At 48.2% G+C, this 23,211-nt stretch carries 22 protein-coding genes; 12 read left to right on the top strand and 10 right to left on the bottom strand.

Features of this window, described 5'->3' with window-relative positions; genetic code table 11:
• Positions 1-8 precede the first annotated feature (8 nt).
• Complete coding sequence (gyrA, locus tag HJV72_RS07885; protein WP_208070117.1) at positions 9-2,498, top strand: DNA gyrase subunit A; 2,490 nt, start codon at positions 9-11, stop codon at positions 2,496-2,498.
• 52 nt (positions 2,499-2,550) lie between these two features.
• Here gyrA and HJV72_RS07880 read toward each other — a convergent pair whose 3' ends face one another.
• From HJV72_RS07880 to HJV72_RS07860, 5 genes are all read right to left on the bottom strand, one after another.
• A complete protein-coding gene (locus HJV72_RS07880; RefSeq protein ID WP_208070115.1) occupies positions 2,551-3,288 on the bottom strand; it encodes a hypothetical protein in 738 nt (245 codons plus the stop codon).
• A gap of 13 nt (positions 3,289-3,301) precedes the next feature.
• Positions 3,302-4,150, bottom strand: coding sequence for an ATP-binding cassette domain-containing protein (locus tag HJV72_RS07875; RefSeq protein WP_208070113.1), 849 nt, complete (start codon positions 4,148-4,150; stop codon positions 3,302-3,304).
• A complete protein-coding gene (locus tag HJV72_RS07870; protein WP_066571248.1) occupies positions 4,147-4,515 on the bottom strand; it encodes a GntR family transcriptional regulator in 369 nt (122 codons plus the stop codon). The genes HJV72_RS07875 and HJV72_RS07870 overlap by 4 nt, the downstream gene beginning before the upstream one ends.
• 127 nt (positions 4,516-4,642) lie before the next feature.
• The gene (locus HJV72_RS07865) at positions 4,643-5,815 is read right to left on the bottom strand and encodes a GGDEF domain-containing protein (protein WP_208070111.1); all 1,173 of its coding nucleotides are present in this window, start codon (positions 5,813-5,815) and stop codon (positions 4,643-4,645) included.
• Positions 5,816-5,852: 37 nt separating this feature from the next.
• On the bottom strand, positions 5,853-6,293 hold the full coding sequence (locus tag HJV72_RS07860; RefSeq protein WP_208070109.1) for a C-GCAxxG-C-C family protein: 441 nt from the start codon (positions 6,291-6,293) through the stop codon (positions 5,853-5,855).
• Between the two features lie 237 nt (positions 6,294-6,530).
• On the opposite strand from HJV72_RS07860, the gene HJV72_RS07855 reads away from it, so the two are divergent.
• Genes HJV72_RS07855 through HJV72_RS07845 form a run of 3 tightly spaced genes read left to right on the top strand, consistent with a single transcriptional unit; the run spans position 6,531 to position 8,688 of the window.
• On the top strand, positions 6,531-7,373 hold the full coding sequence (locus HJV72_RS07855; protein ID WP_208070107.1) for a fumarate hydratase: 843 nt from the start codon (positions 6,531-6,533) through the stop codon (positions 7,371-7,373).
• A 35-nt stretch (positions 7,374-7,408) separates the two neighbouring features.
• Positions 7,409-7,957, top strand: a complete 549-nt coding sequence (locus HJV72_RS07850; protein ID WP_208070243.1) for a Fe-S-containing hydro-lyase — start codon at positions 7,409-7,411, stop codon at positions 7,955-7,957.
• Positions 7,957-8,688 (top strand): lysophospholipid acyltransferase family protein, encoded by a 732-nt coding sequence (locus HJV72_RS07845; RefSeq protein ID WP_208070105.1) that lies wholly within the window; start codon positions 7,957-7,959, stop codon positions 8,686-8,688. Before HJV72_RS07850 ends, HJV72_RS07845 begins: the two co-directional genes overlap by 1 nt.
• Here the strand turns inward: HJV72_RS07845 and HJV72_RS07840 are convergent.
• Positions 8,672-9,748, bottom strand: coding sequence for an aldose epimerase family protein (locus HJV72_RS07840; protein WP_208070103.1), 1,077 nt, complete (start codon positions 9,746-9,748; stop codon positions 8,672-8,674). The genes HJV72_RS07845 and HJV72_RS07840 overlap by 17 nt on opposite strands.
• 322 nt (positions 9,749-10,070) lie before the next feature.
• On the opposite strand from HJV72_RS07840, the gene HJV72_RS07835 reads away from it, so the two are divergent.
• The 7 genes from HJV72_RS07835 (at position 10,071) to HJV72_RS07805 (ending at position 18,087) form a co-directional block, all read left to right on the top strand.
• Complete coding sequence (locus HJV72_RS07835; RefSeq protein ID WP_208070101.1) at positions 10,071-11,132, top strand: LacI family DNA-binding transcriptional regulator; 1,062 nt, start codon at positions 10,071-10,073, stop codon at positions 11,130-11,132.
• A gap of 80 nt (positions 11,133-11,212) precedes the next feature.
• Positions 11,213-12,616 (top strand): hypothetical protein, encoded by a 1,404-nt coding sequence (locus HJV72_RS07830; protein ID WP_208070099.1) that lies wholly within the window; start codon positions 11,213-11,215, stop codon positions 12,614-12,616.
• 31 nt (positions 12,617-12,647) lie between these two features.
• A complete protein-coding gene (locus HJV72_RS07825; protein ID WP_208070097.1) occupies positions 12,648-14,129 on the top strand; it encodes a sugar ABC transporter ATP-binding protein in 1,482 nt (493 codons plus the stop codon).
• A 20-nt stretch (positions 14,130-14,149) separates the two neighbouring features.
• The gene (locus HJV72_RS07820) at positions 14,150-15,100 is read left to right on the top strand and encodes an ABC transporter permease (protein ID WP_208070094.1); all 951 of its coding nucleotides are present in this window, start codon (positions 14,150-14,152) and stop codon (positions 15,098-15,100) included.
• The gene (locus tag HJV72_RS07815) at positions 15,097-16,086 is read left to right on the top strand and encodes an ABC transporter permease (protein WP_208070091.1); all 990 of its coding nucleotides are present in this window, start codon (positions 15,097-15,099) and stop codon (positions 16,084-16,086) included. The genes HJV72_RS07820 and HJV72_RS07815 overlap by 4 nt, the downstream gene beginning before the upstream one ends.
• A 12-nt stretch (positions 16,087-16,098) precedes the next feature.
• Entirely contained in the window at positions 16,099-17,139 is a 1,041-nt protein-coding gene (locus tag HJV72_RS07810; protein ID WP_208070089.1) for an autoinducer 2 ABC transporter substrate-binding protein, read from the top strand.
• A 42-nt stretch (positions 17,140-17,181) separates the two neighbouring features.
• Positions 17,182-18,087, top strand: coding sequence for an amidohydrolase family protein (locus tag HJV72_RS07805; protein WP_208070087.1), 906 nt, complete (start codon positions 17,182-17,184; stop codon positions 18,085-18,087).
• A gap of 161 nt (positions 18,088-18,248) precedes the next feature.
• Here HJV72_RS07805 and HJV72_RS07800 read toward each other — a convergent pair whose 3' ends face one another.
• Genes HJV72_RS07800 through HJV72_RS07785 form a run of 4 tightly spaced genes read right to left on the bottom strand, consistent with a single transcriptional unit; the run spans position 18,249 to position 21,794 of the window.
• Entirely contained in the window at positions 18,249-19,211 is a 963-nt protein-coding gene (locus HJV72_RS07800; protein WP_208070085.1) for a transketolase family protein, read from the bottom strand.
• Positions 19,211-20,050 (bottom strand): transketolase, encoded by an 840-nt coding sequence (locus HJV72_RS07795; RefSeq protein ID WP_208070083.1) that lies wholly within the window; start codon positions 20,048-20,050, stop codon positions 19,211-19,213. The genes HJV72_RS07800 and HJV72_RS07795 overlap by 1 nt, the downstream gene beginning before the upstream one ends.
• 12 nt (positions 20,051-20,062) lie before the next feature.
• Positions 20,063-20,734: a deoxyribose-phosphate aldolase gene (deoC, locus tag HJV72_RS07790; RefSeq protein ID WP_208070081.1), complete on the bottom strand. Its 672-nt coding sequence runs from the start codon at positions 20,732-20,734 to the stop codon at positions 20,063-20,065.
• Between the two features lie 25 nt (positions 20,735-20,759).
• A complete protein-coding gene (locus HJV72_RS07785; protein ID WP_208070079.1) occupies positions 20,760-21,794 on the bottom strand; it encodes a zinc-dependent alcohol dehydrogenase in 1,035 nt (344 codons plus the stop codon).
• 245 nt (positions 21,795-22,039) lie between these two features.
• Here HJV72_RS07785 and HJV72_RS07780 point away from each other — a divergent pair, with 245 nt between their 5' ends.
• A complete protein-coding gene (locus tag HJV72_RS07780) occupies positions 22,040-23,161 on the top strand; it encodes a sugar ABC transporter substrate-binding protein (protein ID WP_208070077.1) in 1,122 nt (373 codons plus the stop codon).
• The last annotated feature ends 50 nt before the right edge of the window (positions 23,162-23,211 follow it).

Below are 23,211 nucleotides of genomic sequence, written 5' to 3'. Positions count from 1 at the left end.
GGTAAACGATGGAAGATAATATATTTGATAAAGTCCATGAAGTGGATTTGAAAAAGACGATGGAGACCTCCTATATCGACTATGCCATGAGCGTAATCGCATCACGTGCACTGCCGGATGTAAGAGATGGCATGAAGCCGGTACAGAGAAGGATTCTCTATTCCATGATTGAATTGAACAACGGCCCGGATAAGCCGCACAGGAAATGTGCCCGTATCGTGGGTGATACGATGGGTAAATACCATCCACACGGCGACAGTTCCATCTACGGAGCGCTTGTCAATATGGCCCAGGAATGGACTACAAGATATCCGCTCGTGGACGGACACGGCAACTTTGGTTCGGTGGACGGTGACGGCGCAGCTGCCATGCGTTATACGGAGGCAAGGCTGAGCAAGATATCGATGGAACTGACTGCAGATATCAACAAAGACACGGTAGACTTTATACCGAATTTTGACGAGACAGAAAAGGAACCGGCGGTACTTCCTGCCAGATTCCCCAATCTGCTCGTCAACGGTACATCCGGTATCGCGGTCGGAATGGCCACGAATATACCGCCACACAATCTGGCTGAAGTTATCAATGCAGTTGTCAAAATCATCGATGACGAGATAGAAGATAATGAAGCGACGACGATTGAGGATATACTTAAGGTGATAAAAGGTCCCGATTTCCCGACCGGAGGAATGATACTCGGCACAAGAGGCATAGAGGAAGCATACCGGACCGGCCGTGGAAAAGTCCGCGTCCGCGCGGTGACCGACATCGAGACGATGCCAAACGGAAAGAGCCGTATTATCGTGACAGAACTTCCATACATGGTCAATAAAGCCCGTCTCATTGAAAAGATTGCAGAACTGGTACGTGATAAGAAGATTGATGGAATTACCGATCTGAGCGACCAGTCAAACAGGGAAGGTATGCGTGTTTGTATCGAACTGAGGCGGGATGCCAATGCAAATGTTATACTGAACCAGCTGTATAAGCATACGCAGCTGCAGGATACGTTCGGCGTAATCATGCTTGCCCTTGTCAACAACGAGCCGAGAGTCATGAATGTTCTTGATATGCTGAATTATTATCTGCAGCATCAGGAAGAAGTCGTGACACGGCGTACAAAATATGAGCTAAACAAAGCAGAAGAACGTGCACATATCCTGGAAGGATTGCTGATAGCTCTTGATAATATTGATGAGGTTATCAGAATCATCAGAGGTTCAGACAATGTCCAGGCCGCAAAAGCTGAATTGATGGAACGCTTCGGCTTATCCGACGTACAGTCACAGGCCATCGTGGACATGCGTCTGCGTGCCCTGACAGGTTTGGAAAGGGAGAAGCTTGAAAATGAGTATAAAGAACTCATGAAAAAGATAGGAGAACTGAAAGCAATCCTTGCAGACAGAAAGCTGCTGCTTGGCGTCATAAGAGAAGAGATTATCGTAATCCGGGATAAATACGGAGATGAAAGAAAGACATCTATCGGCTTTGATGAATTTGACATCTCTATGGAAGATTTGATACCGAGACAGGATGTAGTCATTACAATGACAAAGCTTGGCTATATCAAACGTATGTCTAATGACACGTTCAAGGCACAGCACAGGGGCGGCAAAGGCATCAAGGGTATGCAGACACTGGAAGAGGACTATGTAGAAGAACTTTTTATGACGAATACGCACCATTATATCATGTTCTTCACCAATACAGGCCGTGTATACCGTCTCAAGGCATATGAGATTCCCGAAGCAGGCAGGACCTCAAGAGGGACCGCAATCATCAATCTTCTGCAGCTTATGCCGGAAGAGAAAATTACGGCAGTGATTCCGATTGAAGAATATAAAGAGGGCGAATATCTCTTCATGTCTACAAAGAAGGGACTCGTCAAGAAGACTCCGATAAAAGATTATGCCAATGTGCGCAAGACCGGACTTGCAGCAATCACGCTCAGGGAAGAGGATGAGCTCATAGAGGTCAAGTATACGAACAATGAACGTGATATTATCCTTGTGACCAAATATGGTCAGTGCATCCGTTTTAATGAGAGAGATGTACGTTCCACAGGCAGGACATCTATGGGAGTACGGGGAATGAACCTGGCAGACCGTGATGAGGTCATCGGCATGCAGCTGGATTCTCAGGGAACGCACTTGCTTATCGTATCTGAAAAAGGTATGGGAAAACGTACGGAGATGGAAGAGTTCACAAGCCAGAACCGTGGCGGAAAAGGTGTAAAATGCTATAAGATTACGGAAAAGACAGGTAACGTCGTCGGTGTAAAAGCAGTAGATTTAGATGATGAGATTATGATCATCAACACAGGCGGCATCATCATCCGCATGAAATGTGATAACATATCCTCTCTTGGCCGTGTGACATCAGGAGTACGGCTTATCAACCTGCCTGACGGGGATACGGTTGCAAGCATTGCAAAGGTCCGTAAAGGGGACGATGAAGATACGGAAGAAGAACAGGAAGAAAACACAAAAGAGCAGTAAGTAGTAAAAGGTGGAACCAGTAGTTCAGGTTCCCCCTTTTTCGTATATTATGTTATTTTACTTCTGCCCGCCTTACGACAGCGAAGCTTGCCGCAGATAATAGTATAAAAGTAATGATAAAGGACAGGTAAGTAAGAATTAGATTATTGGAGTTAATTCCCATAACGGTTAAAAGAATATCTACAAATGTATTCCAGGCTGATGGGAATAACCCGCAGATTAATGGCAGTATGATAAATAACGTTACCGGCAGGCAGATTGCAAAGGGTGTCTTGAAGTGCTTAGGAAGCCGGTAAAAGATGCCTGCCACAAGATAGCCAAGCAGAAAAAGGCATCCTGTCATGAGAGCAGTCAGCAGCATGTTCATCAAGAATCCCGCTGTCCCGTCCAGCTTCTCATGGAGAGAAGGGAAAATCATCTGGATGGAAGTATTAACCTTTATATTTTTATAGGATAGTGCCGCAATCTGAATCAACTTAGTCATAAGCCCCTCTGCAATGGCAAAAACGACGCTGAATATGCCTATCGTACAAAGGCTGCTTTTAAAATATATGTTCCTGCTGAAACCATTTTGTATCAGCATGAGGAAGTGCTCGCTGAACATGCTGATGCCTGTTATCAGGCATACGAATGCGCCACTCATTCCTATAGATACAGATCCACTTCCAATATTAATCTTTACGAGACTTAGACCGATGAAGCCTGCTGCAAAAATGAATAATAAGATGGCAAAATAACAGATAAACACAAGTTTTAAGTCTGATAACTGATATCTCAGTGCTTTTTTCATTCTAATTCCCTCCTTATACGCCTGTCAGCTGAATAAATAATTTCTGCAGATCCATGGACGATATCTCCAGTCCGTCAGGGAGTACATCATCCGGCCTACCTAGAAGATATACGGTTTTCAGGCCCCCAATCGTATCTTCCCCAATCGTTTCCCTGCCTGATATATATGCATTGACCATCGTAGCCGGACCGGATACACAATAGCCGCCGTTCAGAATATCATCTCTTGATTCATTTTTGATAATCTGTCCGTTTTTTATAATAACGACATGTTCCACAATATTAGTCACCTCTTCAATCAGATGGGTTGAAATTACCACGGTAAATGGGTTTTGGGCATACTTCTCGATAAGAAGCCTGTAAAACAGATCTCTGTGGTATGCATCCAGTCCAAGGACAGGTTCGTCTAAAAATACATATGGAACATTGACGGAAAGAGCCATGATATTCTTAAATATAGACTGATAGCCGGTAGATAAGTTTTTGATTTTCCTTTTTTTAGGTAGCTCGAATACTTTGCACAGCTTATTTGCATATTCCATATCGAAATCAGGATAGAATTCTTTGCCCCAGAAGAAGGCTTCTTTCACTTTCATTCCCTCTGGATACAGATTATTTTCATTCACCAGAAAAAAGCGGGATAGCACCTGCTCATTCTCTTTCACAGGCTCGCCGTCTAGCGTCACGGTTCCCTCATCTTGGAATATCCGGTTATTGATGATATTCAGAAGCGTAGATTTGCCTGCCCCGTTTCTCCCTAAAAGACCGTAGATCTTACCCTCTTCTAGTTGAATATTTACGTCAGCCAAAGCTTTTGTGTCTTTAAAAGTCTTGGAAATGCCTTTAATCTCTATTCCTTTCATTTTACAAATCCCCTTTCGATCATCGCGATAATGTCTTCACTTGTAATACCTAGCCTTTTGGCTTCCTCTATCAGCTTACAGATATAGCTGTCATAAAACTGACTCTGCCTCTTATCCTTTAATCTCTGTACGGCCCCATTTGATACAAACATTCCCACACCCCGCTTTTTAAATAAGATTGATTCGTCTACTAGTAGATTAATTCCTTTTAGTGCTGTCGCCGGATTAATTTTATAATTAACGGAGAATTCCGTAATGGAAGGAATCTGTTCCTCTTCGTGGAAAGCCCCGGTCAATATGCCATCTTCTATGGTTTCTGCAATCTGTATGAAGATGGGCTTTTCCTGGTCTAGTTCCTGCTTCATATTATCCCTCCTATCTTATTTGGTTAATTACTTGACTAATTAACTACATATGTATTAAAACACAGATTTACATTTATGTCAACATAATAATTTTCATAAGAAAGCTGCCCCTATAAAGGGGCAGCTTTTATATTGCTTCATTATTATGAAATTCTTTTTTCTGTCTGTACATGGCGGCATCCGCCCGTTTGAACAGATCCATTAGATTTTTATCTTTTTCAGGATGGAACAGTTCATAGCCAATGGAAAGCGTCAGGGGGATTTCCAGTGCAAGTTCTGCCGAAAGCTCTGCCAGCCTGCTGTTGACATTTTCTACGAAGCTTTTCATCTCTCCTGCATCCGTATCCCAGAAGAGGATGACAAATTCATCGCCCCCAAGCCGGTAGGCTGTACTGTTTTTTGTAATCGCAGACTGTATGGCCCTGGCAGCTGTCAGTATAAACACATCGCCGGTGCTGTGGCCTAACCGGTCGTTGACGAGCTTCAGTCTGTTGAGGTCAGCGATGACGATGCCTATCCCGTCTTTTTTTATCCTGGCATCCAGATTGTTCAAGTCCGTTTCAAAGGCATTGCGATTCTTAAGCTCTGTCAGATGGTCCGTATTGGCCAAGTCCTTATAGGCCGGATTTGATACTCTCCGGAAGACGAGGACTGCCGCGGCTGTTCCGACTATACAGGTAATGAGGATGATAAACGGCAGAAACAGCTTCATCTTGTGGAAGGTGTCATACTGATGAGCCGCTTCAAACTCGATGCCAAGCACGCCGACAACCTCATTTTTATCGTGTATGGGGAAATATGTAATAAATATGTTCCCCCAGTCTGTCTGTTTAATATCATCAGGCAATACGATTTCTCCATTCAGTGCGCGTTCCATGTCTTCATATATCTCATGCTCTATCGTATCTCCAGGATAACGAAAATCTGCGGCTTTATAATCCAGTCCGTCTATGACATAGATAAAATTTCCGCTGTTGTCTTTCTTGGCTGTATATAGATAGCGGACATTTGTTGACATCTTGACGTCTTCCAGCACCTTCTTCATGGAGATATAGGAAAGCTTGTCCATGTCTTCCTTCGTATTGATATCACGGAAGGTATTTTTGTCCAGGCTGTCTTCAAGATAGTCGTGAATAGCAGTGACTCTCTCCTCAAGATTCCGTATCATGTCCCTGTATGCCAGAATATATCCTATGTGGAATATGATAGAGGAACAGAATATAGTTGTAATAATAATCAAGATAGACACCTGGACATCTACCCGCCTTATCTTTTTTCTTAAGTTCTTACCGGTTTTCACTCCCTGTTCCTTTCTATGGCGGTATTGTTAAAGGAGACTATAACTCTCGGATTATAATCTCAGCAACTTTCTTGACCGTGTCGGCTACAAACTGCGTACACTGAGCCTTCCTCTCAGGAGAATTCCGCTCCATCCCCCGTGTCAGGACACGGCAGCATGTACCGCCGCAGGTCGACTTAAAGTAGTCGTGCAGCTCATTAGTCAGCTCAAAGCAACGGTTAATCTTTTCATCGCCTGGTGTGGTCCGTCCAAAGAAATATCCGATACACATCGTACCTCCGGCAAGCGCGCCGCAGATACATCCGCCGCCTCCGAGCCCCCAGGGGAAACCGGAGCTCATCGCTATAGCGTCATCAGACATATCGAGTTCAAAGTGCTTTTTGATTGCATAGATGATAGATTCCGAACAGGCGAACCCGGAATGAAAGATATCCACAGCGTCCTTTTGCAGCAGCTCCATGTTGATATCAGTAGTCATGTTATAACCCTCCCATTTCATATATGTAAAATTTTCTAAATCTCTTGGTCATATTATAGCGTTACTTGTGGAAAAGTTCAATCGGGGACAGGGCAAAATCGGGTTGGGGACGGGGGAAATTTCAATTTCCCCCGTCCCCAACCCGATTTTGCCCTGTCCCCGATTTTGACATGTGGCGTTAAAACCTTTATACTATAACAAGTGAAAACGATCCAATTTTAAACCGGGAGGTAAATCATGCGTACAATTGACGTAGGTATTATTATTGATAATATCAAAGAGATGTGTATAGAAGCGAACCATTTTCTGTCGAAGGATATGGATATAGCGATGAAAGAGGCGGCTGAGAGCGAGGAGGCCCCGCTTGGGAAGCAGATTCTGGAGCAGCTGCAGGAGAATCTGAAGGTTGCGGCGGATGACATGATTCCTATCTGCCAGGATACTGGCATGGCGGTCGTATTCATAGAAGCAGGACAGGACGTCCATTTTACGGGCGGAAGCCTTGAGGAGGCGGTAAACGAAGGGGTGCGAAGGGGTTATATGGAAGGATTCCTCCGCAAATCCGTGGTAGGCGACCCTGTCATCAGAGAGAATACGAAGGACAATACCCCGGCAGTCATCCACTACAGTATCGTGCCTGGGGATAAGGTTACTGTGAAGGTTGCTCCGAAAGGATTTGGCAGCGAGAATATGAGCCGCGTCTTTATGCTGAAGCCGGCGGACGGATTAGACGGGGTGAGAGATGCGGTCTTGACTGCTGTCAGAGACGCAGGACCGAACGCCTGCCCCCCGATGGTAGTCGGAGTCGGCATAGGAGGCACTTTCGAGAAATGTGCACTTCTGTCCAAAGAGGCACTAACGAGGGAGGTCGGCTCACACGCAGACATTCCTTGGGTGTCGGAACTGGAGGAAGAGCTGCTGCATAGGATTAATGGCCTTGGCATCGGGCCCGGCGGCCTTGGAGGCACGACGACAGCACTTGCGGTCCATGTAAATACTTACCCGACCCACATCGCGGGCCTGCCTGTGGCGGTCAATATATGTTGCCATGTGAACAGACATGTAATCAGGGAATTATAAGCTAATACAAAGTACGTGAAAGGAAATATATTATGATGGAAAAGCATATTAAAGCGCCGATAACAAGAGAGGCTGCCCGAACACTTCGCGCGGGGGAATATATCTATCTGTCCGGGACAATATATACAGCAAGGGACGCTGCCCATAAGAGGATGGATGAGGCATTATCCGCTGGCGAAGAACTTCCTGTTGATGTCAGAGGCCAAGTCATATACTATATGGGACCGTCGCCTGCGCGAGAAGGACGAACCATCGGTTCAGCCGGACCTACGACTGCCAGCCGTATGGACAGATATACCCCAAGGCTTCTTGACATGGGGCTCGGTGCCATGATTGGAAAGGGAAAAAGGAGCAAAGAGGTACTGGATGCTATCGTAAGAAACAAAAGTGTTTACCTTGCGGCGGTGGGCGGTGCCGGGGCACTGCTTTCCAAATGTATCAAAAAGTCTGAAGTCGTAGCATACGATGATCTGGGGACGGAAGCCATACGTAAGCTGACCGTGGAGAACTTTCCGGTTATCGTCGTAGCGGACTGTGAAGGTAATAATCTGTACGAAACTGCTATTAAGGAGTATGAAAGATAATGAAGAGAATATTGCTTATGGTATGCAGGAATATCTTCCTCGTACCATTTATGTGGGTCAAGTTATGTTATTATGCCTCCCATGTGGACAAGTATTCGGAAGAAAAACGATTTGAAATGCTGAAATTCATAACGACCCGCGCAAACAAAGGCGGAAATGTTACGATTGAAGTACACGGAAAAGAAAACATACCGGAAAAAGATGGATTTATGTTCTTTCCCAACCATCAGGGATTATATGATGTACTGGCAATCATACAGGCCTGCCCGCGCCCATTTTCTGTCGTGGCGAAAAAAGAAGTTGCCAATATCCAGTTCCTGAAGCAGGTATTCGCGTGTATGAAGGCATATATGATTGACCGGGACGATGTCCGACAGGCAATGCAGGTTATCATCGACGTTGCCGATGAGGTAAAGAACGGAAGGAACTATCTTATTTTTGCGGAAGGCACCCGCTCCAGAAATGGTAATGAAGTGCAGACGTTCAAGGGAGGCAGCTTCAAGGCAGCCACAAAGGCAAGATGTCCGATTGTTCCGGTTGCCCTTATCGATTCGTTCGTCCCGTTCGACTCTAGTACGACGAAGCCGGTGACCGTCCAGGTCCATTTTTTAAAACCGCTCTGCTATGACGAGTATAAGGATATGAAGACGACCGAGATAGCCGAACAGGTCAAGGATGCTATCCAGAAGACGATACAGGAACAAGATCCTAAACTCAGCTGCCTTCTGTAAGGCATGGCGAGGAAAACCGATAGACAGTCGTATGGTCATACAGTTCCCCTGCTTTTAAGAAAGGCTGTGCCCATTCCGGATGATTCACACTGTCAGGCGCATACTGTGTCTCGGTGAAGAGGGCGCAGTGCCTCTTATACGTAACGCCATATTTGCCTGTCTCGCTGCCGTTGAGAGAGTTGGCAGTATAGACATGGACACAGGGCATGGTAGTGAAGCACTCTAACGTACGCCCGCTGCCCGGATGGGTGAGCAAGAGGCAGGGCTTCAGGTGGGTGCCGCCGTCCAGGAACCAGTTATGGTCATAGCCGCCGAAAGTCTCTGTAAATGCGGAAGGCATATCAATCTGCGTACCTATGGGCTGTTCCGTCCCCAGGTCCATGTTCGTATGACTGGTGGATAGCACCTGGCCCGTTGGAATGCCATCATCGCCGGCAGGTGCAAAGGAGCTGCCATATATCTTCAGCCGGTGGTCCAGACAGGTGGAGGAACGGCACGCATCCAGATTCAGTGCCATATGGTTTGAAAGGCTGCATACCGTATCTCTGTCACTGACCGCCAGAAAGCGAATGGAAAGCTCGTTCTGTTTATTTAAGGCAAAATGGACAGAGACCGACAGGTTGCCGGGGAAGCCTTCTTCACCGTCCGGGCTCAGACGTTCCAGCCGGACATATTCCTGTCCGCTGTCATCCATACATACAGAAGGATTCCACATGTAACGGTGGAATCCTTTTTTTCCGCCGTGAAGATGATGAAAGCCGTCGTTTCGGGCAACCTGGATCTCCTTACCGCCTATTAAGAACCTCCCGTTCTTTATCCGGTTGGCATATCTGCCCACAATCCCGCAAGGGGCAAAGGTAGTACGTTCATAATCATCCAGATTGTCAAATCCAAGGGCGATGTCACCACAGGTCCCATTCCGGTCCGGCACCTGTAAGGAGGTTATATACCCTCCATAGGAACAGATGCTCACACATATCTTCCCGTTATCCATCGTATAGACCGGCGCCCTCCTTTTTCTATCTTTGCTTTCTAAATAACCATTCATACGGATGCTCATCCAATTACCTCCTATCATTATGAGAAATAGTAACAGATGTCTCTGTCTGAGCCCCATATTATAGAGCTGCCCGGCACATGTCAACCGGTCGGCTTAAAATGGACGGCTCACAAAGACGATACTGTGATATGTGATAAAAATAAAAAAGTAAATTATGTGCTTTCGCCAATAGCAAATGAACATGTCCAACATTAGAATTAAAGTTGTAAATGAACCGGTTCATACTTACAGCAGATAAGACCAATAATTACCAATATCATTTCGGATATCTGTATAGGATAATCAAATTGTACTAGTTCAAGTGAAACAGCAGGGGTGACGTATGAGCAAGAATAATCCAACACTGCGGGATGTGGCAAAATTAGCCGGCGTGGCAGTCGGCACCATCTCTAATTATCTGAATAATCCGGAAGGGGTGAAGCCGAAGAACAAAGAGCGGATTGAGGATGCTATAAAGATCCTGCACTTTACTCCCAATACGATGGCGCAGCGGCTGGCGAGCGGAAGGACGAATACGATTCTGCTATACATACTGTCAGAACGAGAAATCGGAGATTCTACATGGCTGCATCAGCTGCCTCTCATACAGGCCGTCAACGACCGTCTGCATATGACAAGATATAATCTGCAGATCAAGATTGGCCAGGTAGGGGAGGAAGATTATACGCTGGGGTATATGAAAGACTGCATACAGGGCCGTATCATCGACGGCGCGGCAATCTTGTCGGCGTGGGAAGTGTCAAAGAATCTGCTGAAGCTTTTCCTCAAAGAAGATTTTCCGTATGTCCTGCTGGAAAACGGGAGCGATTTTACGAACCACGCATGTATATTGTTTGACAATGAAGAGATGACGGTCGGTATGGTGGATTATCTGGCGGCACTCGGGCACGAGAAGATCGCGTTCGTGGATGTAAAGAGTGATCAGCAGCACATCCGCCTGAGATACCGGGGATATATCAAGGCTATCACCAAGTATGAGTTCCAAATGAATAAAGAATATGTAAGGGACGGGGATTTTACAATAGAAAGCGGACGGCGCTGCGCGAAGGAGCTGCTGGCATTGCCGGAGCCCCCCACCGCTGTTATCTGCGGCAATGACAATATGGCGGTCGGCATGATAGAGCAGATTCAGGGGAGCGGGTACCGGGTACCAGAGGATATCTCCGTGATGGGCGTCGATAACAGCATCGTGTCAAAGGCTGTCGTACCGAATCTGACGACGATGGAGATGCCGCTTAAGAAGATGGGAGAGCTGGCAATCGAGGAGCTGCTGGCTAAGATAAGCAATCCGGATCACCAGATAGAAAATACCGTATTCAAATGTAGGCGGGTAGAGCGGAAATCAACAGGAAAAGCTTATGATTCCATATTCTTTTGCAAGTAGAGACGGCCATATAAGAGCATATACACTTCACGACACTAAAAATAAAACGTTTAATAGTCAACATGCAGGAGGAGAACGACATGAGCAGAGTAGTAAGGATAAAAACCCCAGAAGGGATTCTAAATGAAGAACAGGTAAAGCCTGTACGTCTGGAGGACAGCGTATATCAGAAAAGAAAGGATTTTCTTACAAGACGGATCCAGGAGAAGAATCTGGACTTTGCAGTACTATATGGAGACAGGGAACATTTTGCAAATATAGAATATTTCACCAGGTATGACTGCCGGTTCGAAGAGACGCTCCTCATCGTCAGGAAGGACGGGAAGACTTGGATTCTGGTAGGTAATGAAGGCATGGCTTACAGCTACATCATCCCATACGAAGTGGAGCGGCTGTATTATGGCAACTTCAGCCTGCAGGGCCAGCCGCGCAACAACAGCAGCACCCTGTCACAGATGATGGAGGCAATCGGCATACGCAGAGGATGCCAGATAGGTCTTGCCGGTTACAAATATTATGAGAAAGCAATCGAGGACAAAGAAGCATACACGTTCGATGTCCCTTATTATATCGTCCGCTCCCTTCATAAGGCTGCGGGGGAAGATCAGGTAACTGACTTTACAAGAGAGCTGACGGGACTTCCGGACGGGCTGCGCATGACAGTGCGGGACGCCAACGAGATTGCGTTTATCGAGTACCAGTCTGTAACTGCTGCCAACCGTGTTCGAAAAATGCTGAGAAGTGCAAGGGCAGGAATGAGCGAGATGGAAATCTCACGCCAGTCAGGAGCAGACCTCCGGGAGAGCATGACCTTTGCTAATATACTGGCCGGCAGACGTTCGGTAAGCCTTGGACTTAAGAGTCCAGATGACTTCTCGGTGCTTGAGGATGGCAGTCCGATGACCATCTCTTATTCCACAAGGGGATCTATGTGCGCCAGATCCGGAATGGGGGCATCCGGGTATGATAAGCTCGGAGAAGAAGAGAGAAAAGAGTTTGACGGATTTTATGAAAATTACTGGCATGCGATTGCCGCATGGTATAGCGCAGTGACAGAAGGAGCGACAGGCGGAGAGATATTTGAAACTGTGCACCGGTACGTAGGGTCGGAAAAGTTTGGAGTCGGCCTGAATCCCGGGCACTGTATCGGTATGGATGAGTGGAGCAATTCTCCGGTAAGTGAAAAGTCACAGCTTAAGCTGGGCAGCGGACTCCACTTCCAGTGCGATATCGTAGCCTGTATGAACCAGCCTGTGATGACGGCCATCTGCGAGGATACGGTCGTAATTGCGGATGAATTGCTCAGAAGCGAGCTGAAGTCCCGATACCCGGAAGTATATGCAAGAATAATGGAACGTCAGCAGTTCATGAGAGAGACACTTGGCATCACACTCCATGAGGATGTGCTTCCTATGAGCGGCTATAACGCAGTGATGTTCCCGTTCCTGCTGGACAGGAAAGAGATGTTCGCGCTGGAAGCATAATGACGTGCCATAGAGGAAAGGGAGTGAAGCAATGGCGGATAAAATTGCAGTTCAATTAGAACATATCAGCAAGACATTTCCCGGTGTAAAGGCATTAAATGATGTAAACCTGGAATTAAAAGAAGGAGAAGTACACGCCCTTGTCGGTGAAAATGGAGCCGGAAAATCTACATTGATAAAAATACTTGCCGGGGTGTACCACCCGGATGAAGGCGGGAAGATCAGGCTTGGCTGGACCAAAGAGACCATCACAGATCCGTATTCTGCTATCCGGCAGGGAATATCTATCATCTATCAGGATATCAGCCTGTACCCGAATCTTTCCATAGCAGAGAACATCTGCATGGGAAAGGATAATAAAAGGCTCATCAGCCACAGACGCCAGGAAAAGGTGGCGAGGGAGGCCATGAAGCTTCTGGATATTGAGATAGATACGAGGAAGAGGCTGGAAGATGTAAGCATCGGCGTACAGCAGATGGTGGCGATAGTAAGAGCAGTATACTTTGAGTCCAGGGTCATAGTCATGGACGAGCCGACCGCGTCACTGTCAAGCGGTGAGGTAGATAAGCTTTATGATATTATTGAAATGCTGAGAAAAAAGAACATTTCCATCTTGTATATCAGCCACAAATTTGAAGAGGTATTCCGTGTATCTGACCGGATCAGCATTCTCCGGGACGGAAACTATATCGGGACCTTCCGGACGGAAGAGATGTCTGAGGACAAGCTGGTCGTCCATATGGTAGGCAGAAAAATCGATGAGATAGAGGAAAAGAAGCCAGTGGACCGCCATGATAAGCTCATGGAACTGAAAGGGTATTCCAAAGAAGGAAACTTTGCGGACATAGATTTTACACTTTACAAAGGGGAAGTAGTGGGACTTACCGGTCTTGTAGGTGCCGGAAGGAGCGAGCTGTTTCAAAGCGTGTTTGGCATTACGAGACCTGATACAGGAGAATTGTTCTTGAACGGGGTGAAGACGGAGATCGGCAATCCTCAGAGTGCCATAAAGAAAGGGCTCGCATATCTTCCGGAGAACCGTCTGACCCAGGGCATAATCGTTAAGCAGAGCGTGAGGGCCAACCTGACTGCCACGGTTCTGGATAAGATAACCGGTAAGATGAGCCTTCTTGACAAGAAGAAGGAAGACGAGCTTGTAGATGAGAATATGGAGAAGCTGGACATCCGGCCAAGGCTGCCGGAGATGAATATCGAAAACCTGTCTGGGGGAAACGCACAGAAGGTAGTAGTCGGAAAATGGCTGTCCACGGACCCGAAGATATTTATCGTAGATGAACCGACGGCCGGTGTCGATATCGGAGCTAAGACAGAGATCCACAGGCTTCTGAGGAATCTGGCCGGAAGAGGGATGGGTGTCGTTGTCATATCTTCCGAACTTCCTGAGATTCTAAAAGTATCTGACCGAATCGTCGTCATGAAGAAGGGCAGAATCGTCGGTGAAATGAAGGCGGAAGAGGCTACGCAGGAAAAGATTCTGGAGAAAGCGCTCTGATGTGCGGAAAGGGGTTTGAGATGAAGAAATTATTTGCAAAGCGGGAGACGACGCTCCTGATAGCAATTCTGATAGTCGCAGCGATTACAACGGTGATCAATCCTCAGTTCCTGACACCGTTCAACCTTATCAATATCATATCCACCAATGCGGCTAATGCCATCATGGCAGTGGGGATGACGGCAGTCCTCATCGTAGGCGGCATCGATATATCCGTGTCTGCTCAGCTTGTCACGGTCGGCGTGCTGGCGGGGAAGCTTATGCAGATGCAGGTCTTGAACGTATTCACGATGTTTCTGGCATTTCTCATAATTGGGAGCCTGCTCGGAGGTGTCAATGGAACGCTTGTTGCCAGGACGAATCTGCCTCCCATCATCGTCTCGCTGGCTATGATGAATATCTTCCGTGGATTCATACTGGACTGGACACGGGGAAGTTGGCTGATGGGTCTGCCCAAATACTTCCTGACCATTGGTACTGGTAAATGGCTTGGGATTCCCATCAGCATCTACATACTTGCTGTGGCGGCGCTATCGATGCATCTCATACTCCGGTATACGAAGATGGGGCGCCAGATCTATGCGGTAGGGGGCAATAAAACGGCTGCCGTCCGGATGGGGGTCAGTCTGAGTAAAGTATATATCTTCGTATTCGCCTCTCTGGGCGCGCTCACCGGTATAGCTGCAATCGTCTATTTCTCACCAAGCGGCGCCATCCTTCCGACGGCGGCAAACGGGCTGGAGATGACGATCGTCGCCAGTGTCGTGCTTGGAGGTACAAGCATCAACGGAGGAAAGGGAAATGTGCTGAGCACGCTGCTTGGTGTCCTGCTTCTGGGGCTCATACAGAATGCACTTGTACTGGCCCACGTACAGGCCTACTGGCAGAACATACTGAACGGAATATGCATCGTCTTACCGGTCATCATAGATGCGGTCAACACGAAAAGAGAACGGGGGGAATACAGATGAAGAAAATAGCAAAAACATTCGATGGAAATGACAGACTGCTTCTGATCGTATTTCTGGGCCTGACCATATTTCTTAGTGTGACGACACCGGAATTCCTGGCATTTGGCAACTTAATGAGGATTCTTCAGCAGATGTGCGAACTTGGCATCGTATCCCTTGGCATCATGCTCGTCATATTGACCGGAGGATTCGACATGTCCAGCTCTGCGATGATTGGCATGACGTCGGTCATGGTAGGCGTATTGTTCAAGGGCGGCCTTAATATCTGGACATCGGTGCTGCTAAGCCTGATGGCGGCCCTTCTTGCTGGCCTCTTTAACGGCTGGCTCGTAGGAGAGCTTAAGATAGCGCCCATGCTGGCGACGCTTGGAACGATGACACTCTATCAGGGCATCGCGCTTGCACTGTCCAAGGGGGACGCGATTTCAGGATTCCCGGAAGGATTTCTGATGCTTGGGCAAGGGTACCTGGCAGGGATTCCACTCCAGCTCTTTCTATTGGCAGGCCTGGTCATCCTTATGTCTGTCGTGATGAACAAGGGCCGGTTCGGACGGAAGGTGTACCTGATCGGATCAGGGCCGGTCGGTTCCCGGTTCGCCGGTATCAACGTTAAGATGACGATAATCCTCTGCTACGCATCTGCAGCGCTTCTGGCCGGGCTCTCGGGCGTCGTCGTGACCTCCCGGCTTGCGACGGCGAGAGCCGACGCGGGGGCCAGCTATATGTTCGAAGGCGTGGCGGCTGTCATGCTTGGAGGGACCGACCTGGCAGGAGGAAGCGGCAAAGTCTCCGGCACGATTATCGGTGTGCTCGTCTTCGCAATATTGGGAAACGGGCTTAACCTGAATAAGATATCTTCTCTGAAACGGCAGATGCTCATAGGGATTGTCCTGCTTGCCGTCCTGCTCATCCGGCAGTTTTCCGGAAAACTGAAGGAGAGACGGATGATAAGCGGTCAAAATAAACAACAAACCAACTCAATGTAAGGAGGAAGAACTATGAAAAAAGTAAAACAGTTGACGGCAGTCATTCTGGCATTCGCTCTCGTATTCGGGCTTGCCGGATGTACAAGAGGCGGAGCGGGCGATAAGGACAGCAAGTCCGGTTCCGCAGAGACAAAGAAGGCAGAGGACCTTAAGGTAGTCATGATGCCAAAGGTCATGGGTATGCCTATCTTCGAATCCTATTATAACGCGGCCAAAGAACAGGCAGACGAACTGGGCATCACGCTGGATTATATCGGACCGTCAGAGCTTGATGCGTCCAAGCAGGTGAACCTGGTACAGGACCTCATCAGCGGAGGAGACACGGACGCGCTGCTCATATGCCCGGCAGACGGAGAGGCACTCGTTCCGGTGCTGAAAGAGGCTATGGATGCAGGAATCCGTGTATATACATGGGATGATGACGTGGTAGACGAAACAGCCCGCGAGTATTTCATCAACATGTGCGGAGACAAGATATACGGGGAACAGATGGGCAAGACCATCGGTGATATGCTGGAAGGAAAAGGCAAGGTCGGTGTCGTAAACGGTAATATGACCGCGACTTCCCTCACGCTTAAGGAAGAGGCCCTTCAGGATGTCCTGAAGAACGAATTCCCTGATATCCAGGTGATGCCTACGGTGTATCACGGCGGCGACCAGCAGAAAGCGTACGCGCTCTGCCAGGATCTGCTGACGGCCAACCCAGATCTGGACCTCATCGCCGTCATCGCTACACCGGGACTTCTGGGTGCTGCACAGGCAGTGGACGCATCCGGCAGAAGCGAAGTGATCGTATATGGCGCAGAGCAGCCGAACAATATCAAAGAATATATGAAGAAAGACAATCTGAATGTAGTAGGGTGCCTGTGGGATGTAATGACCCTTGGAAAAGAAGCGGTCAATATCGTATACAGCTGTCTGGCGGACGGAAAAGAATATAAAGAAGGGGATACTGTGGAAGGATATCCGGACTCATCTGTAATCGGAACGAACATTACGTTCAATGCAGTGCTGGAATTCGATAAGGATACCGTAGACGATTACAATTTCTAGTGGAACGAAGATCAATAAGTATCAGCAAAGGAGGCATGAAGGATGATTATTGATGCTCATATGCATTTGATCAGAAAAGAAAACTTTGATAAGGAAAGATACCAGTGGCTTGATAACTGGCGCATCCCTGAGAACATGGATCTGGATGAGCTGGTTAAGATGTGGAAGGACATGGGAATAGAGAAGGTAGTTGCCATGGGTCAGGCCATGTACCGGATCTGGAATACAGATATGGGTGAAAACTACATTCAGGAAGCCTATGGCAGATATCCAGACTTTATCATTCCATTTGGGAGCGTGGAGCCGATTGACAAAATAAACCGCTTCAACCAGGCAGCTTTTGATAAGTTTGAGGATGATGTCTTAAACGGCAGGATCCGTGGCGTGCTGCTCACGCCTCCGTGCGGGCATTACAATGCCAATGACAAGACTGTCTATCCATTCTATCAGCTGGCACAGAAGCATGGCATTGTCGTCCAGTACCATCACTCGGCAATGAGCGAATGTCCTCCTTACTTTGCCCCGATGAAATATTACAGGCCGGAACATCTAAATGACGTGATGATGGACTTTCCGAAGATGAAGATAGTAGTCGAACATATGGGGTATCCGCACACGGAGCAGTTGTTCATCCTGATGGCCAACTCAGACCGGATGTATACAGACCTATCCATGGCCTACGACAGAGAGATGACGATTGCGTGGAACCTCGTACAGGCCAGGGAATACGGTGTACTCGATAAGATTATGTTCGCCACTGATTTTGTGGCGCCGGACAATTATCCGTTTTCTGCAGATCCTTCGGTCGAGATACGAGGCCACATCCAAAAAGTCCGCACCGGATTCAACGAGATAAACAGACGCTGCGGATGGCCGTTGCTGACGGAGGAAGAGATAGAGGACATCATGTACCGCAACGCCGCACGGCTGTATGAACTGGAGGACTGACACTGTTATAAAAAGACCTCTGAGGGAAGAAAACTTGAACGGTTTCCCCTCAGAGGCCTTTTGTTTGCAATGTTCTTAGCGTCAGTTTACAAGGGCACACACGGTTTTGAACTGGCATTTTGTGATTCTGCCATGTTATCCTCAATCAGCGTGCAGCCAGCCTAATTTTTAAAATACCCGGTTATCACCGCTTTGACATGTTCTTTTGTCAGCCCGTAGGCTTCTTTCAGGTACGGAATGCTTCCCACTTGCCCGAACTGGTCGTTTACCCCGATTTTTCTTAAGGGAATACCTGCCCCTGCCTCGGACAACACATCGGATACGGCAGACCCGAGCCCGTTGATGACACTGTGGTTTTCAAAGGTGACGACAAGATGCTTTCCACGGGATTCCCGCTGTATCAGTTCCGTGTCCAGAGGCTTGACCGTGAACATGTCGACGACCTCTACAGAGATGCCGTCCTGGGCAAGCTCCCGTGCCGCCTTCAGAGCATCGCCGAGCACTTCGCCCATAGCGATGAGCAGGACAGAAGTGCCTTCCTTTAATATGTTTCCTTTTCCGATTTCAAAAGTGGAACCTTCCTCATATATCCGGTCCGCAGACTTCCGGCTTGTGCGGATATAGTGCACGCCCTTATGGGAGGCCAGCTTACGTACGAGCCATCGAAGCTGTACATCGTCAGCCGGGTCGAAGACAAGTGCTTCCGGCAGGGCCCGCATGAAAGCCAGGTCCTCGAACGAAGTGTGGGTTCCCCCGTTAGTGGCCGCGCAGACGCCGGGGTCGGAAGCGTAGATATTCATTGTATTTCCGGCATAGGCACCGGAAAGGAAGATTTGATCTTCTACTCTGCGGGAGGCGAACGGTGCAAAGGTATGCACGTATGGGATATAACCGAGCATAGACAGCCCTGCGGCTACGCCGATCATATTGGCCTCCGCAATGCCCACGTCGAGAAACTGTGCGGGATGCGACTGCCTGATGTCCAGAAATCCGGACGCTCCGCCCAGATCTGCTTCCAAAGCCAGAATCTTATCGTTTTCGGATATCATCTCCTTAAGCGTCTCAGTGAATATCTGCCGCAGCTCCCTGCTCTTTTCTTCCGTCTCCTTACATAATCTCCACATTATAATTCCTCCAATCCATAATCCGCAGCGAGGCTGGTTAGTGCGGCATCCACCTCCAGACAGTCCTGCTCATTGAATTTCACCGAATGGTTGGATTCCATCTCTTCAAAATACGTGACCCCCTGTCCCTTGATCGTATCCAGGACAATGCAGACCGCCGAGCCTTCTACCGCTTTTGCACGGTCGATGGCATGTGAGATGGCTTCTTCATCATTTCCGCGCACCGTCTCGGTATAGAAGCCAAATGCCTTCATCTTATCCTCGATAGAATATGGGTTAAGGATATCAGCCGTGTATCCGTCAAGCTGCCGTTTATTATTGTCGATGAGCACAATGACATTGTTAAGCTTATGATGCGCGATAAACTGGAAAGCCTCCCAGCACTGCCCTTCGTTCAGTTCTCCATCTCCTGTGATAAGATATACATAGCGGTCGGATCCTTGAAGCTTCAGTCCGTAGCCGAGGCCGGCCGCGACAGATGTCCCCTGCCCGAGCGAACCGGTCGTCGCATCCACGCCCGGTGTCTTCGCCCTGTCCGGATGGGATGGAAAGCAGGTGCCTCCGTCATTCAGGGAGTATAGCTTTCGTTCCTTAAAGAAGCCTGCTGTGCAGAGGGCGGCATAGAGCCCAGGTCCCGCGTGGCCTTTGGACAGGACGAGAAGATCCCTCTCTTCCCATCCCGGATCCCGGGGATTATACTTCATCTGCCTGCCATACAATACACAGAGCACTTCTACGATGGACATGGATCCGCCGAGATGGCCGCCGTTTTTCGCTTTCAAAAGCTTTAGAAGTACCGTACGGATTCTTGCAGAGTATTGTTTCAGATTTTGTTCCATGATGTCGCCTCCTTAAGCAAGTGAGCTGATAATTTCAATTCCCGCGCTGGCACCGAGGCGGGTAGCGCCTGCTGCCAGCATATTCTGTGCGTCTTCCAGGGTGCGGATACCGCCGGATGCCTTTACGCCTGTGTCCGGTCCGACAGTCCTTCGCATCAGCGCCACGTCCGAGGCAAGCGCCCCGCCCTTTGAGAAGCCGGTAGAAGTCTTGACGTAGTCTGCTCCGGCCTGTCTGGCAATCTTACAGATCTTCACCTTTTCGTCCTCTGTCAGGAGGCAGGTCTCGATGATTACTTTGACAAGCGCATGACGCTTTACGTCTGTCACAGCCCGGATGTCTCTTTCCGCCAGTTCCCAGTCGCCGGATTTGACCGCACCGATATTGATGACCATATCCACTTCATCCGCACCCTGGCCGATGACATAGGAAGCTTCCATCGCTTTCATCTCAGGCGTCTCGCTTCCAAGCGGAAAGCTGATGACAGAGCATGTTTTTACCCCTGTCCCTTTCAATTGCTTTGATACAAGCGGAATCCATGACGGATTGACACATACGGATGCAAAGCGGTACTTCACTGCCTCCCGGCAGATCTGTAAGATATCGTCCCTCGATGCATCGGGCTTTAAAAGCGTATGATCAATATAAGATGCCATTTCCTGCTGTGTGTAAGTCTTCGTATCCATGTTCCTTCCTCCCTTTCTTCCTCCTTTAGAGCTCAATGATAACTTTCTGTGCCGTTGCCCTGTTGTTTTCTACATATTGGAAAGCCTCTGCATACTGTTCAAACGGGTACGTCTTTGTAATCAGTGTCTTTAAATCCGCTTTCTGTTCCCCTGCGAGGCGGATGGCATCGACATAATCTTCATGGGTATACATGAGGGTGCCAAGCAGCGCATACTCCCGGTCCTGTACGGCTGCCATGTCAACCTTCGGCATGTCCTCAAATACTCCGACGATAACGATACTGATGCCTTTCGGTGCGATATCTATTGCATCGTTTAATACAGACTCCACGGCAGAGCACTCCAGGATAAGGTCGAGCTGCTCCCCGCCTAGAATCCTGTCCACCGATTCACGGAGATTAGCGTCTTTTACATTGACGGAGTTGGAGATGCCGCATGTTCGTGCAAGGTCCAGCTTATATTCCGAGATATCAGTGATGATGACATTTCGGGCACCAAGGCCCCGGGCCGCCTGGGCCACTACATTGCCGATTGTTCCGGCACCGCAGACGAGTATATTCTTGCCCGCCGGATCCCCGGCCCGCTTTACCGCGTGGACACCGACGGCCAGAGGCTCCAGTACCGTTCCCTCAGCGAAGGAGAGCGTGTCTGGTATCTTATATAGAATAGAATGCTCCACAGCAAAATATTCGGAAGAGCCTCCGGTACTCAGACATCCGAGCACGTTCAGGCTTTCACAGATATTGTAGCGCCCTTCTCTGCAGGGACGGCATCTGCCGCACGTACGCTGAGGACGTATGACCACGCGGTCTCCCTCTTTCAGGCCGTCATGTGCCCCCGGGCCGAAGGATACGATCTCGCCGCTCGCTTCATGTCCAAGGACGATAGGGGTATGTACAAATGGATGCTTTCCAAAATAAGTATGGATATCTGACCCGCAGATTCCGATGGCCTTCATCTTGAGCAGTGCCTGCCCTTCGCCTGGTACAGGCATTTCCACATTCTGAAAAGCAAATGATTTCGTTTCATGTAAAACAACTTGCTTCATGCTACGACTCATAAATATAAACCTCCTTTAAGGGAATGATAAATTTTGAGCTTATTTTATCATGTTATGATTGATAAGTCAATAAAATGAATAAATAACAATCAAAAAAGAGAAAAATAATTGACAATAATACAAAAGTGTGGTAATTTAAATTAAAATAAATGATTGAAAACGATTGAAAATGATTCCCATATAATTTCCTTGCAATCGTGTTCGATCAAAAACAAATCATCTCATCTAAAGAAGGAGGAACAAGTATGAAAAAGAGATTATTGAGTGTGCTTCTCTGTGTGGCAATGACAGCGGCTATGGTAATCGGATGTGGAGCAAAGGAGGAGAAGAAAGACGATTCTGCGAATGCCAAGAGCGGCAGCGAGGACAAGGATGGAAAGATATATCTTCTGCACAAGGGACTTGACTACTATGCATGGGCGGCCATGCAGGAAGCCTTTGACAAATATGCAGGCGACCTTGACTGTGACTATGAGATCTTGAATGCGGAGAACGACGTCTCCAAACAGGTGGAGCAGTTTAAGACTGTCCTCACCCAGAACCCTAAGGCAATCATCGTCACGGCAATCGACTCAGAGAGCCTGATTGACTGCGTGAAGGAGGCAAATGACGCGGACATCCCGATTGGCGTATATGATACGCCGATTACCGGAGGAGATATCGATATCACAGTGGACTGTGACAACCTTATGGCAGGACAGCAGGCAGCAGAAATCATCGTCGACAAGCTGAAAGAGAAAAACGGGGAAGAAAAAGGTAAAGTCCTGAATGTATTCGGAGATCTGGCAAGCCAGGTCATGCAGGAAAGAAAACAGGGCTTCGACGATGTGATGGAAAAATATCCGAATATTGAAGTCATCGAGGCAAGCGGCAAGGGAGACCGCCTCTTATCTCAGGACGCGGCTTCCAACGCGCTGGCGGCAAACGAGGATATCGATGCGGTACATGCTCCATGTGACAATGCTTTCTACGGTGTATATGAGGCGGTAGAAGCGGCCGGGAAGCTTAAGAAAGTCGGAGAGGACGGACATATCATCATGGTATCGCTGGACGGGGAACCGGCAGCTCTGGACCGTATCTCAGAAGGTTATATGGATGGTACAGTCAACCTTGACTGGCACGCAGTTGCAGCAATCTGTCTGGAAATGATGGATAAGTATATCTTTGAAGGCAAAGACCTGCCGGATACATATGAAGCTAAGGATTCCTACTTCAAGTTCTCCTGGGACAGCACCGAGATTAAAGATGCGACAGAATGGAAAGGCCCATGGATCAGCCTTCCAACTCACAAGATAGACAAAGACAATGCACAGGATCCGAACAATTCCGGCCGTTATTCAGCGGATGTTCTCGGTATCGAGTATTAATCCCGATGGGTCATGCTGGAAGCCAAGTAGGTAATTAACACAGTTTGGAT

Origin of the sequence: Extibacter sp. GGCC_0201, from assembly GCF_017566055.1 — a bacterium.
Taxonomy (GTDB): domain Bacteria; phylum Bacillota; class Clostridia; order Lachnospirales; family Lachnospiraceae; genus Extibacter.
The sequence above is the reverse complement of the archived record's forward strand: the minus strand, read 5'-3'. Positions and strand labels throughout refer to the sequence as shown.